The following is a 14,459-nucleotide window of genomic DNA, read 5'->3' as shown; positions in this document are numbered from 1 at the left end:
GGCGCCGGGGGATCTGGCCAGTTGCGCTTAATTTTCCTTCGCAGTCATCCGTTTTTCTTGAATTACCGGGCCTGCGGGCTCGTTGTTCCTCTGGATGGATGAAAGTCGATGAATGCCGAAGATGCTCGCAAGCTTGCCCGCCGATTCATAGAGTTGCCGCTGGAAAAGCGCCGGATCTTCCTCGAAAGCCTTCGCCGCGAGGGTGTCGACTTTGCCCAGTTTCCGATTCCGGCGCAGATTGCAACGGCCGATCAGGGAAGCCTTTCGTATGCGCAACAGCGCATGTGGTTGCTCTGGCAACTGGAGCCCGGCAGTGGCGCCTACAACCTGCCCAGCGCCGTGCGCCTCAACGGTGCCCTCAACATCCAGGCGCTGGAAGCGGCCTTCGCCGGCCTGCTGGCGCGTCACGAAACCCTGCGCACCGCGTTCATCCAGGGGGCGGATGACCTGCCGCAGCGGGTGCCGGTGACGCAGGCGCTGCAGATTGCCCGGCACGATGTCAGCGACCAGCCTGAAGACCAGCGCGAAGCCTGGGTACGGGCCGAAGCCGAGCGCCAGGCCCTGTTGCCGTTTGACCTGGCCCAGGGGCCACTGCTGCGGGTGAGCCTGGTGCGTATGGGCGAGCAGGCGCATGTGTTGCTGCTGGTCATGCACCACATCGTCGCCGACGGCTGGTCGATGAACGTGCTGATCGACGAATTCATTCGCCGTTACGACGCTGCCGACCGTGGCCAGGCGCTGGACCTGCCGGCCTTGCCGATTCAGTACAGTGACTATGCCCTGTGGCAGCGGCGCTGGCTGGAGGCGGGTGAGCAGGCCCGGCAACTGGACTACTGGCGCGCCCAGCTGGGTGATGAACACCCGGTGCTGGCGCTGGCGCTGGATTATCCGCGTCCGCCACGGCCCAGCCAGGTCGGCGCCCGTCATGAATTCAGTGTGCCGCCAGTGCTGGCCGAGCAACTGCGCGGCGCCGCCCGCCAGCACAACATCACCCTGTTCATGCTGTTGCTGGGCGGCTTCGGGCTCTTGCTGCAGCGCTACAGCGGCCAGGACGACATCCGCATTGGCGTGCCCATCGCCAATCGCAATCGCAGTGAGGTCGAGGGCCTGATCGGCTTCTTCGTCAACACCCAGGTGCTGCGCCTGCAGTTCGACCCCAGTGCCGCCGTCAGTACCTTGCTGCAACAGATCAAGGGCACGGCGCTGGGGGCGCAGGCCCATCAGGAATTGCCGTTCGAGCAATTGGTCGAGGGCCTGCGCGTAGAACGCGACAGTGGCCACAATCCGCTGTTCCAGGTGATGTACAACCATCAGCCGCAAGTCGCCGACCTGAGCGCCGTGCATAGCGCTGGCGGCCTGCAGTTTCAGGCGCTGGAGTGGACCAGCCGGACCACCCGCTTTGACCTCACCCTGGACACCTTCGAGCGCGGCGGGCAACTGCATGCGGCCTTCACCTACCGCAGTGAACTGTTCGCCCCGGCCACCATCGCGCGCATGGCCGAACACTGGCTGAACCTGCTGACGGCGATGGTCCAGGCGCCGCAGCTGGCGCTCGGCGAATTGCCGATGCTCTCGGCGCAGGCCCGCGAGGCGGTGCTCCAGCAGTCGGGCCCGAGCCCGACGGTGAGCGATGCGCGGTTGTGCATCCACCAGTTGATCGAGCGCCAAGCCGTTGCCTGGCCGCAGCGCACCGCGGTGACCTTTGCCGGGCGCAGCCTGAGCTATCAGCAGCTCAACGCCCGGGCCAACCAGCTGGCCCGCCATCTGCAGGCCCAGGGCGTAGGCCCGGATGTGCTGGTGGGGATTGCCGTTGAGCGCTCGCTGGAGATGATCGTCGGCCTGCTGGCCATCCTCAAGGCCGGTGGGGCCTATGTGCCGTTCGATCCGCAGTATCCGCGCGAGCGCCTGGCCTACCTGCTGCAAGACAGCCAGGTGAGCCTGCTGTTGACCCAGCAGGCCCTGCTTGAGCGCTTGCCGGCACTGGACACGCTGCAGGTGCTGCTGCTCGATGGCGAGCAGGCATCGACCAGCGCATACCGTGACGATGACCTGCAGCTGGCGCTGGACCCCGAGCACCTGGCGTATGTGATTTACACCTCCGGCTCTACCGGCCAGGCCAAAGGCGTGACCCTGGCCCATCGCTCGCTGGTCAACTATGTCCAGGGCATCCTGCAGACCCTGCCGCTGGCCGGGGCGCAAAGCATGGCGGTGGTCTCGACCATTGCGGCCGACCTGGGCCACACCACCCTGTTTGGCGCACTGTGCTCCGGTTGCACCCTGCATGTGCTCGACCTTGACCTGACCCTGGATGCCGAGCGTTTTGCCGCCTACATGGCGCGCGAGCAGATTGATGTGCTGAAAATCGTCCCCTCGCATATCGAGGCGTTGCTCAGCGACAGCCACCGTGGTGCCGGGTTGCCGCGCCAATGCCTGGTGCTGGGCGGTGAAGCGGCCTCGCCGGCCTTGCTTGAACGCATTGCCGCCTGGGCGCCGGCGTGCCAGGTGATCAACCACTATGGCCCGACCGAGTCGACCGTGGGCGCGCTGACAGCGCCGATCGAGCCGAGCCCGGGCAGCGTCCCGGCGTTGGGCCGGCCATTACCGAACCTGTGCGCACGGGTGCTGGACGGCAACCTGCAGGTGCTGCCGGCGGGCGTCAATGGCGAGCTGTTGCTCGGCGGCGCCGGCCTGGCCCGCGGTTATCACCGGCGCCCAGGGCTGACCGCCGAACGTTTTGTTCCCGATCCCCATGGCCAGGCCGGTCAGCGCCTGTATCGCACCGGTGACCTGACCAGTTACCGCGACGACGGGCAGATTCGTTTCCACGGGCGTATAGACCATCAGGTGAAAATTCGCGGCTACCGCATCGAGCTCGATGAAATCAGCGCCTGCCTGCGGCGCCAGGTGGCGGTCAGGGACGCCGTCACCCGCCTGGCCACTGTCGGTGGCCAGGCGCAGATCGTCGCCTATCTGGTGCTGGACGAGTCCCAGGCCAACAGCGGTGAACATGCCTTTACCGCACAGCTGCAGCAGCGCCTGGGCGAGGTGCTGCCGGAGTACATGCTGCCGGCCCATTACGTCGTGCTGGCGGCGCTGCCGCTGACCTTGAACGGCAAGCTCGACTTGCGCGCCCTGGCGGCCATCGAGTTGCAGGCGCGGCAGGTGCCCTACCAGGCACCGCAGAACGCCGTGCAGGAACAGCTGGCACAGATCTGGGCACAGGTGCTGGAGGTCGAGCGGGTGGGGCTGCAGGACAATTTCTTCAACCTTGGCGGTCATTCGTTGCTGGCCACGCAGATTATTTCCCGGGTGCGCCGGCTACTGCAGGTCGATGTGCCGCTGCGCAGCCTGTTCGAGAGCGCAACGCTTGCCGAATTTGCCCGCCAGGTGCAACAGGCCGGCACCGCCAGCAGCCGCCCGGCGTTGCAGCGGGTGTCGCCAGGGCAGCCGTTGCCGGCGTCGTTCGCACAGCAGCGGCAGTGGTTGTTGTGGACCCTGGAACCGCAAAGCCAGGCATACCACACGCCGATTGTGGTGCAGTTGCGGGGGCAACTGGAGCGTACCGCCCTGGAGCAGACCTTTGCCGCCCTGGTGGCTCGGCACGAGGCCTTCCGCACCCGTTTCAGCCAGCAGCAAGGGACCCTGTACCAGATTGTCGACGCCGATGATCCGCTCATTGTGCGCTGGGAGCGCCTGGAACAGGCGGACAGCGCGCAGATCCAGGCCAGCGTCGGCGCCGAGATCGCCACGCTGTTTGACCTGGAGCGTGGCCCGCTGCTGCGGGTCAAGGTGCTGGAAGTGGCGGCCGAGCACTTCATCCTGGTGGTGACCCTGCACCACATCATCTCTGACGGTTGGTCGATGGGCGTGCTGGGGCGTGAGTTCGCCGCCCTGTATGGCGCCTTCCAGCGCCAGCAGCCGCTGAGCCTGGCACCGCTGGCGGTGCAGTACGGCGACTATGCGCACTGGCAGCGCCGCTGGCTCGAAGGCGGTGAGCTGGCGCGTCAGCTGGACTACTGGCGTGGGCAACTGGGCAGCGAGCACCCGGTGCTGGAGCTGGCCACCGACCATCCGCGCCAGGCCGGCCAGCACTACCGGGAAGGGCGGGTCGAGTTGCACTTGCCGGTGGAGCTCGAACAGCGCATCCGCCAGTTGGCACGGCGCAACAACCTGACCCTGTTCCAGGTGTTCATTGCTTCGTTTGCCCTGCTGCTGCAGCGCTACAGCGGCCAGGACGATATCCGCATCGGCATGCCGATCAGCAACCGCAACGCCGAAGAGCTCGAAGGCCTGGTGGGCTTCTTCGTCAATACCCTGGTGATGCGCCTGCCGTTGGCGGCGCAGGCTTCGGTCAATGCCCTGCTGGCGCAGGCGCGCGATACCGCGCTGGCAGCCCAGGCCCATCAGGACCTGCCGTTCGACAAATTGGTCGAGGCGCTCAACCCGCAGCGTAGCCTGCAGCACAACCCGTTGTTTCAGGTGATGTACAACCACCTCAACACCGTCGGTGCCGCAGCTGCGGGCAACAGCCTGCCGCACTTGAGCGCGCAGGAAATGCTGCTGCCTGGCGGCATGGCGCAGTTCGAGCTGACCCTGGAAACCCTGGAAACCGATCATGGCATCCAGGCGGCGTTCATCTATGCCGCCGAGCTGTTCAATGCCGCGACCATCGAAAGCATGGCCCGGCACTGGCAGAACCTGTTGCGGGCCATGGTCGAGCACCCTGAGCAGGCCATCGGCCAACTGCGCGTGCAGGATGACCGGCAATGGCAGGCGTTGCTCGCCGGTGCCTGCGGCCAGGCGCCGGCAGTGCATGCCGAATCGCTGGTCGAGCTGTTTGCCGCGCGTGTGCAACAGCAGCCCGAGGCGCTGGCACTGATCGAGGGCGAGCAGCGCTTGAGCTATGCCGAGCTGGATCGGCGCAGCAATCAATTGGCCCGTCATCTGCGCGCCGCCGGGGTGGGCCCGGAGGTGCGCGTGGGGCTGCTCGCCGAGCGCGGCATGGCGCTGGTGACCGCGCTGCTGGCGATCTTCAAGGCGGGCGGTGCCTATGTGCCGCTGGACCCACAGTATCCGCCCGAGCGCTTGAACTACATGCTCGAGGACAGTGGCGTGCAGTTGCTGCTCGGCCATCGGCAACTGCTCGATGGCTTGAGGCTGGACAGCACCTGCCGGCGCCTGGTGCTGGAAGACCCGCTGGGCAGTGGCTCGAGCGAGGCGCTGGAGCACGCGCAGGTCTCGGCGCAAAGCCTGGCCTATGTCATCTACACCTCTGGCTCGACCGGCCAGCCCAAGGGGGTGGCGGTCGAGCATGGCGCCCTGGCCATGCATTGCCAGGCAGCGGCAGCGCGTTATGCACTGAGCGCCGAAGATCGCCTGCTGCAGTTTGCCTCGGTGAGTTTCGATGCGGCCGCCGAGCAGATCTTCATGCCGCTGATCCAGGGTGCGGCGCTGCTGGTCGGCGACGTGACTCACTGGAGCTATGAAGCGCTGTTGGCCCAGGTTCAAGCGCATGGCTTGAGTGTCCTCGACCTGCCGCCCAGCTACCTTACCGGCATCATCGCGGCCGCCGCCCCGGGCAGCCCGGCGCTGAACGTGCGTGCCTGCATTCTCGGCGGGGAAGCCTGGAGCCAGCAGCAAGTGGCGGCGCTTGAGCACTTGCGCGGCGTGCAGCTGTACAACGCCTACGGCCCCACCGAGGCGCTGATCAGCCCGTTGATCTGGGCCTGCGAGCCCTCGGGTGAAGCGGCGCCGTATGCGCCGATCGGGACCCCGGTGGGGGCACGTTCGGCCTATCTGCTCGATGCCCAGCTCAACCCGGTGCCTGGGGGCGTGGTTGGCGAGCTTTATCTGGGGGGCGAGGGCTTGGCCCGTGGCTACCTGCAGCGCCCGGGGCTGACTGCGCAGCAGTTCGTGCCGGACCCGTTCGGGGCCTCCGGTGCGCGCCTGTACCGCAGCGGCGACCTGGGCCGTCAGCGCGCCGACGGGGTCATCGAGTACCTTGGCCGTATCGACCACCAAGTGAAGATTCGCGGCCTGCGCATCGAGCTGGGCGAGATCGAGGCGCGCCTGCGTGCGCACCGTCAGGTAAGTGCCGTGGCGGTACTTGCCCAGCCTGGCGCCCAGGGGCCGCAACTGGTGGCCTATGTCGTCGCGCCCGGGGCTGACCAGGGGTTGCTGGAGCAGCTCAAGGCGCACCTGCGCACCCGCCTGCCGGAGCACATGCTGCCGGTGCACTGGCTGCTGCTCGAGCAATTGCCGCTGAACGCCAACGGCAAGCTCGATCGCCAGGCCTTGCCGCTGCCGCAGGTAGCGGCACAGGCTGCGTTCCAGGCGCCGCGCAATGCCATGGAAAGGCAGCTGGCCGCCATTTGGGCCGAGGTGCTCAAGCGTGAACAGGTGGGCGTGCAGGACAACTTCTTCGAGCTGGGTGGCGATTCGATCATCTCCATCCAGGTGGTCAGCCGTGCCCGCCAGGCCGGCATCCACTTCAGCGCCAAAGCGCTGTTCCAGTACCAGACGGTCCAGGGTGTGGCCGCTGTCGCCCGGCGCGGCGAGGCACCCGCAGCGCTTGCCCGCGGCGAGGTCAGTGGCGAGCAGATCCTGCTGCCGATTCAGCAGGCGTTTTTCGCCGAGGCCATCGCCGAGCGCCAGCACTGGAACCAGTCGGTGTTGCTCGAGCCCCAGCAGCACCTGGACCCGCAACACCTGGAGCAGGCCTTGCAAGCCTTGGTCAAGCACCATGATGCACTGCGCTTGAGCTTTGTCGAATCAGCCGAGGGCTGGTCGGCGCACTATCGCCAGGCGCCGTTGCCCGGCTTGCTGGTTCAAGCCCGGGTGCAGGACAGCGCCGGGTTGACCCGCGTGTGCGATGAGCTCCAGCGCAGCCTCGACCTGGCCCAGGGGCCGTTGCTGCGCGGCCTGTTGGCGACCCTGGCCGATGGCAGTCAGCGACTGTTCCTGGCCATTCACCACCTGGTGGTGGACGGGGTGTCCTGGCGCATCCTGTTTGAAGACCTGCAGAGCGTTTACCGGCAATTGCACGCTGGCCAGGCCGTTGCATTGGCGGCACGCACCAGCGCCTATCAGGGCTGGGCCGAGCACCTGCAACGCCTGGCTGACAGCCCGCAACTGCGCGATGAACTGGCGTTCTGGCAGGCCCAGGGTCAAGGCGCAGGCGGGCCGTTGCCCGGCAGCCGATCGCTGGCGCCTGCGCTCAACCGCCATGCGCACACGCTGTACAGCCGCCTGGATGCGGCAACCACCCGCCAGTTACTGCAACAGGCGCCCCAGGCGTACCGGACCCAGGTCAACGACCTGCTGTTGACGGCGCTGGCGCAGGTGATCTGCCGCTGGACCGGTGAACCCAGCCTGCATATCCAGCTCGAAGGCCATGGCCGTGAAGAGCTGTTCGAAGGCCTGGACCTGAGCCGCACCGTGGGCTGGTTCACCAGCCTGTTCCCGTTGCGCCTGACGCCCCGGACCGAGGTGGGGGCATCGCTCAAGGCAATCAAGGAACAACTGCGTGCGGTGCCGAACAAGGGCATCGGTTACGGCGTGCTGCGTTACCTCGCCGACCCGGCTACCCGCCAGCAACTGGCGGCATTGCCCGGCGCGCCGATCATCTTCAACTACCTGGGGCAGTTCGACGGCAGCTTTGCCGACGCCCAGGCCTTGCTGCGTCCGGCTGGCGACAGCGGTAGCCGCGACCAGAGCCCGGATGCGCCGCTGGGCGCGCCGTTGACCCTCAATGGCCAGGTCTATGAGGGCCGGTTGAGCCTGGGCTGGACCTTCAGCACCGAGGTATTCGAGCCGGCGTTGATCGCCCGTCTGGCCGAGGACTACAGCGCCGCCCTGCAAGCGCTGATCGAGCACTGCTGCGCCCCGCAACAGGGCGGCCTGACCCCCTCGGATGTGGCGCTGGCGGCCCTGGACCAGGCGCAACTCGACAGCCTGCCGTTGGTGCCGGGCGAGATCGACGACCTGTATCCACTGTCGCCGATGCAGCAGGGCATGTTGTTCCATGCGCTGTATGCCCAAGGCAACGGGGACTACGTCAACCAGATGCAGGTCGAGGTGCGCGGGCTGGAGGTTGCCCGCTTCCGCCAGGCCTGGAAGCAGACCCTGCAGGCCCATGACATCCTGCGCAGCGGGTTTATCTGGCAGGGCGAACTGCCCCAGCCGCTGCAGTTTGTGCGCAAGCAGGTCGAGTTGCCTTTCGCCGAGTTCGACTGGCGCGGGCGTGCCGACCTGGACCAGGCGGTACAGGCCCTGGCGCGCAGTGACCGCGAGCAGGGGTTTGACCTGCAGCAGGCGCCGTTGCTGCGCCTGAGCCTGGTGCGCTGCGACAACGATCGTTACCAGTTCATCTACACCAACCACCATATCCTCATGGACGGCTGGAGCTATGCGCAGTTGCTCGGCGAGGTGCTCGAACGCTACCACGGCCATACCCCGTTGGCGGCGGCCGGGCGTTACCGTGACTACATTGCCTGGTTGCAGGCGCAAGACGCCGCGGCCAGCGCAGGGTTCTGGCAGCAGCAGCTGGCCGGGCTGGAAGCACCGACGCACCTGGCACCGGCATTGGCCGCCTATGGTCAGGTAAGCGAGGCGGGCGGGCGTGCCACCTATGCGCAGAGCCTCGACCGCTCAGGCACCGAGGCCCTGGTAAGCTTTGCCCGGGCCAGTAAAGTCACCGTCAACACCCTGGTGCAAGCGGCCTGGCTGTTGCTGCTGCAACGCTACACCGGCCAGGCCAGCGTAGCCTTCGGCGCCACGGTGGCCGGGCGCCCGGCCCAGGTGCCCGGCGCCGACCGGCAGATCGGCCTGTTCATCAACACCTTGCCGGTGATCGCCAACCCGCAGCCGTTCTTGACCGTTGGCCAGTGGCTGCAGCAAGTGCAGGCGTTGAGCCTGGCCATGGGTGAGCATGAAGCGACGCCGCTGTTCGAAATCCAGCGTTGGGCGGGGTTGGGCGGTGAGGCGTTGTTCGACAGCCTGCTGGTGTTCGAGAACTATCCGGTCGCCGAGGCCTTGCAGCGCCAGGCCGACAGCGGCCTGCAGTTCGGCCCGCTGCGCAGCCACGAGCAGACGCACTACCCGCTGGCCTTGGCTGTGGAACTGGGAGAGTCGCTGCACCTGGGCTTCGACTATGCCGCTGGCCAGTTCAGCGCGCAGGCGGTGCAGCGCCTGGCGGCGCATGTGCTCAACCTGTTGGAGCAGTTCATGGCTGGCAGCGATGTTCGCCTGGGCGAGATCGCCTTGCCGCTGGCCGCTGAACGTGCCCAGGCACATCAGCGCAACCTGCAGCAAGGGCCAGGCGATTACCCGCTGGTGCATCAGCGCATTGCCCAGTGGGCTGTGCAACAGCCGCAACAACCGGCGGTGCTGCAAGGCGAGCGGGTCCTGAGCTTCGCCGCGTTGGAGCGCCGTGCCAACCAACTGGCGCATGCCCTGGTCGCCCGTGGCGTAGGCCCGGAAGTACGGGTAGCGGTGGGCCTGGGCCGCGACGAAGCGATGCTGGTGGCGCTGCTGGCGGTGCTCAAGGCCGGTGGCGCCTATGTGCCGCTGGATATCAATTACCCGGCCGAGCGCCTGGCCTACCTGCTCGAAGACAGTGCTGCGGCCTTGCTGCTCAGCGACTCCCGCCTGGCCTGGGAGGTGTCACTGCCGGCGCAGCTGGAGGTGCTGCACCTGGACCGCCTGTGCCTGGACGACTGGCCGCAACAGGCGCCGGTGGTCGCGATCGAGCCGGACAACCTGGCCTACATCATCTACACCTCCGGCTCTACCGGTCAGCCCAAGGGCGTTGCCGTGGCCCACGGGCCGCTGGCCATGCACTGCGCGCGGATCGGCGAGCGCTACGGCATGAGCGCCAGCGATTGCGAGCTGCTGTTCATGTCGTTTGCCTTCGACGGCGCTCACGAACGCTGGCTGACCACCCTGACCCACGGCGGGCGCGTGCTGTTGCGTGACGACAGCCTGTGGACCCCGGAACAGACCTTTGAGGCGTTGCACCGCCACGGGGTGACGGTGGCGGCGTTCCCGCCGGTGTACCTGCAGCAATTGGCCGAGCTGGCCGAGCGCCGCGGCAACCCGCCGGCGGTGCGCATCTATTGCTTTGGTGGCGACGCCGTGGCGCAGGCCAGTTTCGAACTGGCACGGCGGGCGCTCAAACCCGAGTTCATCATCAATGGCTATGGCCCGACTGAAACCGTGGTCACCCCGCTGATCTGGAAAGCGGCGGCGAGCGACACCTGTGGTGCGGCGTACGCGCCGATTGGCAGCCGGGTCGGCGAGCGTAGCGTGCAGGTACTCGATGCTGCATTGAACCTGTTGCCCGATGGCCTGGCGGGTGAGTTGTACCTGGGGGGCTATGGGGTGGCGCGTGGCTACCTGAACCGTCCGGGGCTGACGGCTGAGCGTTTCGTGCCCGACCCGAGCGGCAGCATTGGCGGGCGCCTGTATCGTTCCGGCGATCTGGTGCGCCAGCGCGTCAGCGGCATCGTCGATTGCCTGGGGCGCATCGACCACCAGGTCAAGGTGCGCGGTTTCCGTATTGAACTGGGCGAAATCGAAGCCTGCCTGCAAGCCCAGCCAGGGGTTGCCGAGGCGGTGGTGGTGGCCCGTGACGGCGCCCATGGCAAGACCCTGGTCGGTTACCTGGTCGCCAGCCGCGACGGCCTGGCCGAGGCGCCTGCAACCTGGCTCAGCGCCCTCAAGGTGCAGCTGCAAAGCCAGCTGCCGGCGTACATGGTGCCGAGCCAGCTGATGCAGCTCGAACAGTTGCCCGTGACCCCCAACGGCAAGCTTGACCGCAAGGCCTTGCCCGCACCCCAGGCGCTGCACGGCAGTGAGGCTTACCAGGCCCCGGCAAGCGACCTGCAACGCCGCCTGGCGACGATCTGGCAGCAGGTGCTCAAGGTTGAGCGGGTCGGTCTGCTGGATAACTTCTTCGAACTGGGCGGGCACTCGCTGCTGGCCACCCAGGCTACCGCCCAGGCGCAGCTGGAGCTTGGCGCGGACCTGGCCCTGGAGCTGATTTTCAAGGCCCGCAGCCTGGCGGAATACGCCGAGGCCGTGGCCGCGTGCATGAGATCGAATCGAGAGGAAGACCTGAGCGACATGTTTGACTTTCTCAACGAACTGGAGGCGAACTGACATGGCTGGAATGGACAATACGCAGCTGGTGCAGCGCTTCATCAAGCTGCCTGCGCAGCAGCGCCGGCTGTTCCTGGAAAAACTCGCCGGCAAGGGCATGAGCCTGGCGCAACTGCCGATCCCGGTCAGCCGCCTGGAACACGGCGACCTGCCGCTGTCCTACGCCCAGCAGCGCCAGTGGTTCCTCTGGCAACTGGACCGGCACAGCAGTGCCTACCATATTCCGGCCGCCTTGCACCTGCACGGCGCGCTCGACAGCCAGGCCCTGCAGCGCAGCCTCACGGCCCTGGTCGCGCGTCACGAAAGCCTGCGCACCACCTTCGAGCAACAGGCCGAGCACGCCGTCCAGCGGGTACAGGCACACGCCGAACTGGCGCTGGAGCTGCACAGTGTTGAGGCGCCGGCCCAGGCCCCGGCGCGCCAGGCGCTGATCGATGCTTTTGTCGACAGCACCCTGCAACAGCCCTTTGACCTGCAGCACGGGCCGCTGCTGCGTGCGCGCTTGCTGCGCCTGGACGAGCAGGAGCATGTGCTGGTGCTGGCGCTGCACCACATCGTCGCCGATGGCTGGTCGATGCAGGTGCTGGTGCAAGAACTGGTGGCGCTGTACCTGGGCTTCAGCCAGGGCCAGCCGGCCTCGCTGCCGGCGCTGCCGATCCAGTACGCCGACTATGCGCTGTGGCAGCGTTGCTGGATGGAGGCCGGCGAGCGCGAGCGGCAACTGGCTTACTGGACCGCACACCTGGGTGATGAGCAGGCCTTGCTGGAGCTGCCCCACGACCGCCCGCGCCCGGCACAAAGCAGCTACCGTGGCGGGCGCTGGCAGATTGACCTGCCGCCTGAATTGCTCAGTGGCCTGCGGCGTACCTGCCAGCGTGAAGGGGTGACCCTGTTCATGCTGCTGCTGGCATCGTTCCAACTGCTGCTGCACCGCTACAGCGGCCAGCAGCAGATCCGCGTCGGGGTGCCGGTGGCCAACCGCAACCGCGCCGAAACCAAGGGCTTGATCGGCTTTTTCGTCAACACCCAGGTGCTCAAGGCCGAGGTGCATGGGCGCGAGACGCTGAGCGCGTTCATGCAACAGGTCAAACACACCGCGCTCGCCGCCCAGGCCTACCAGGACCTGCCGTACGAGCAACTGGTCGAAGCCCTGCAGCCGGAGCGCAGCTTGAGCTTCAATCCGTTGTTCCAGGTGATGTTCAACCACCAGGTCGACGCCGGGCAGGGCGCCAGTGCTGCCGGGCTTGCCGGCAGTTTGCGCATCGAGGCGCTGAACTGGGACAGCCATGCCTCGCCCTTTGACCTCAACCTCGACACCTTCGAGGAGGGGGAGCGTCTGTGGGCATCGCTGACCTACGCCCTGGACCTGTTCGATGCAGCGACCATCGAACGCATGGCCGGCCACTGGCAGGTGCTGTTGCAGGCGTTCGCCGGTGATACCCGGCAGCGCCTGGAGGCCATTGCCCTGGACGCCGAGCCCGCCTGCGCGCAGGGCCTGGCAGAGCAGGCGCCGGGCGAACTGCTGTTGCCGATGTTGCGTGCCCAACTGCAACGCCAGCCCGACGCGGTGGCGTTGATCGTCGCCGGGCAGTCGTACAGCCACGGCGAACTTGAGGCGCGCAGCAACCGCCTGGCCTGGCAACTGCGCGAGGCCGGCATTGGCGCGCAAAGCCTGGTGGGCCTGGCGCTGGAGCGCAGCCTGGAGATGGTCGTGGCGCAACTGGCGGTGCTCAAGGCCGGTGCGGCCTATGTGCCGCTGGCCCCGGATTATCCGCGCGAGCGCCTGCAGTACATGATCGACGACAGCGGCATGCAGCTGTTGCTCAGCCACGCCGCACTCAGTGCTCGCCTGGGGCCGCTGTCGGCGCCACGTACGCTGCTGCTCGACGAGCAGGCCCTGGGCGTACCGGCCAGCGACCCGGGAGCGCCCGCGCTGGTGCTGCACCCGCACAGCCTGGCCTATGTGATCTACACCTCCGGTTCCACCGGTCAGCCCAAAGGTGTTGCCATTCGCCACGGCGGCTTGGCCAACCACATGCAGTGGATGATGCGCGCCTATCCGCTGCAGGCCGATGACCGGGTGCTGCAAAAGACTGCCTGCAGTTTCGATGCCTCGGTCTGGGAGTTCTGGCTGCCGCTGCTGTGCGGCGCGCCGTTGGTGCTGGCACCGGCCGAGCTCAACGAGGACCTGACCCAGCTGTGGCCACTGGTGGCCGAGCAGCGCATCAGCGTGTTGCAACTGGCACCCTCGCTGCTGCAAGGGCTGCTCAGTTCGTTGCAGCCTGGGCAACTGGCGTCGCTGCGGCTGTTGTTCGTCGGCGGCGAGGCGCTCAAGGCCAGCCTGGTAAAACAGTTGGCGCAGCACTGGCAGGGCCGCGTGATCAACCTTTATGGCCCCACCGAATCGACCATCGATGCCAGCAGCCATGAGCTGACCTGGCAGGAGCCCGAGGACATCATCCGCATCGGCGCACCGATCAGCAACGTCAGTGCCCAGGTGCTGGACGCCAACCTGCTGCGCTGCCCACAGGGCGGCCTGGGTGAGCTGTACCTGGGAGGCGCCTCGCTGGCCAGCGGTTACCACCGCCGGCCCGGGCTGACCGCCGAGCGTTTCATCCCCGACCCTTACGGTGCCCCTGGCGCGCGCCTGTACCGCAGTGGCGACCTGGTGCGCCGCCGGGCGCAGGCTGAGCTGCATTATGTCGGGCGTATCGACCATCAGCTCAAGCTGCGCGGCCTGCGTATCGAGCTGGGTGAAATCGAGGCCTGCCTGCAGGCCCAGGCCGGCGTGCGCGAAGCGGTGGTGCTGGCCCAGGAGGGGCCGCGCGGGCCGCAACTGGTCGGCTATGTGGTGGCCGAGGGAGAGGTCCAGGTGCACGCCCTGCGCGAAGCGCTTGCCGCTCGCTTGCCGGCGCACATGGTGCCGAGCCACCTGCTGCGGTTGGCGCAACTGCCCTTGACGGTCAACGGCAAACTGGATCGCAAGGCATTGCCGCTGCCTGAAAACGAGGCGGGCAGCACAACCTTCAGCGCGCCCCAGGGCGATCTTGAGCAAGCTATCGCGCAGATCTGGGCGCAGGTGCTCAAGCGTGAACAGATCGGGCGCCAGGACAATTTCTTCGAACTGGGCGGTGACTCGATCGTCTCCATCCAGGTGGTCAGCCGCGCGCGTCAGGCCGGTATTCATTTCAGCCCCAAAGACCTGTTCCAGTACCAGACCGTGCAAAGCCTGGCCACGGTGGCCAGCTTCACCAGCCACGCGTTGCAGGTCGAGCAGGGCCCGGCCAGCGGCGAGCTGG

The 14,459-nt window shown here is 67.1% G+C and carries 2 protein-coding genes; both read left to right on the top strand.

Annotation, left to right across the window (positions count from 1 at the left end; translation table 11 throughout):
* The first annotated feature begins 108 nt into the window (after positions 1-108).
* Positions 109-11,160: a non-ribosomal peptide synthetase gene (locus tag UW3_RS0110885; RefSeq protein WP_010222470.1), complete on the top strand. Its 11,052-nt coding sequence runs from the start codon at positions 109-111 to the stop codon at positions 11,158-11,160.
* Between the two features lies 1 nt (position 11,161).
* A partial coding sequence (locus UW3_RS29075) for a non-ribosomal peptide synthetase (protein WP_193384791.1) occupies positions 11,162-14,459 on the top strand: 3,298 nt, incomplete at its 3' end.

Source organism: Pseudomonas donghuensis (assembly GCF_000259195.1).
Taxonomy (GTDB): domain Bacteria; phylum Pseudomonadota; class Gammaproteobacteria; order Pseudomonadales; family Pseudomonadaceae; genus Aquipseudomonas; species Aquipseudomonas donghuensis.
This window is presented reverse-complemented; position numbering and strand designations above follow the sequence as displayed.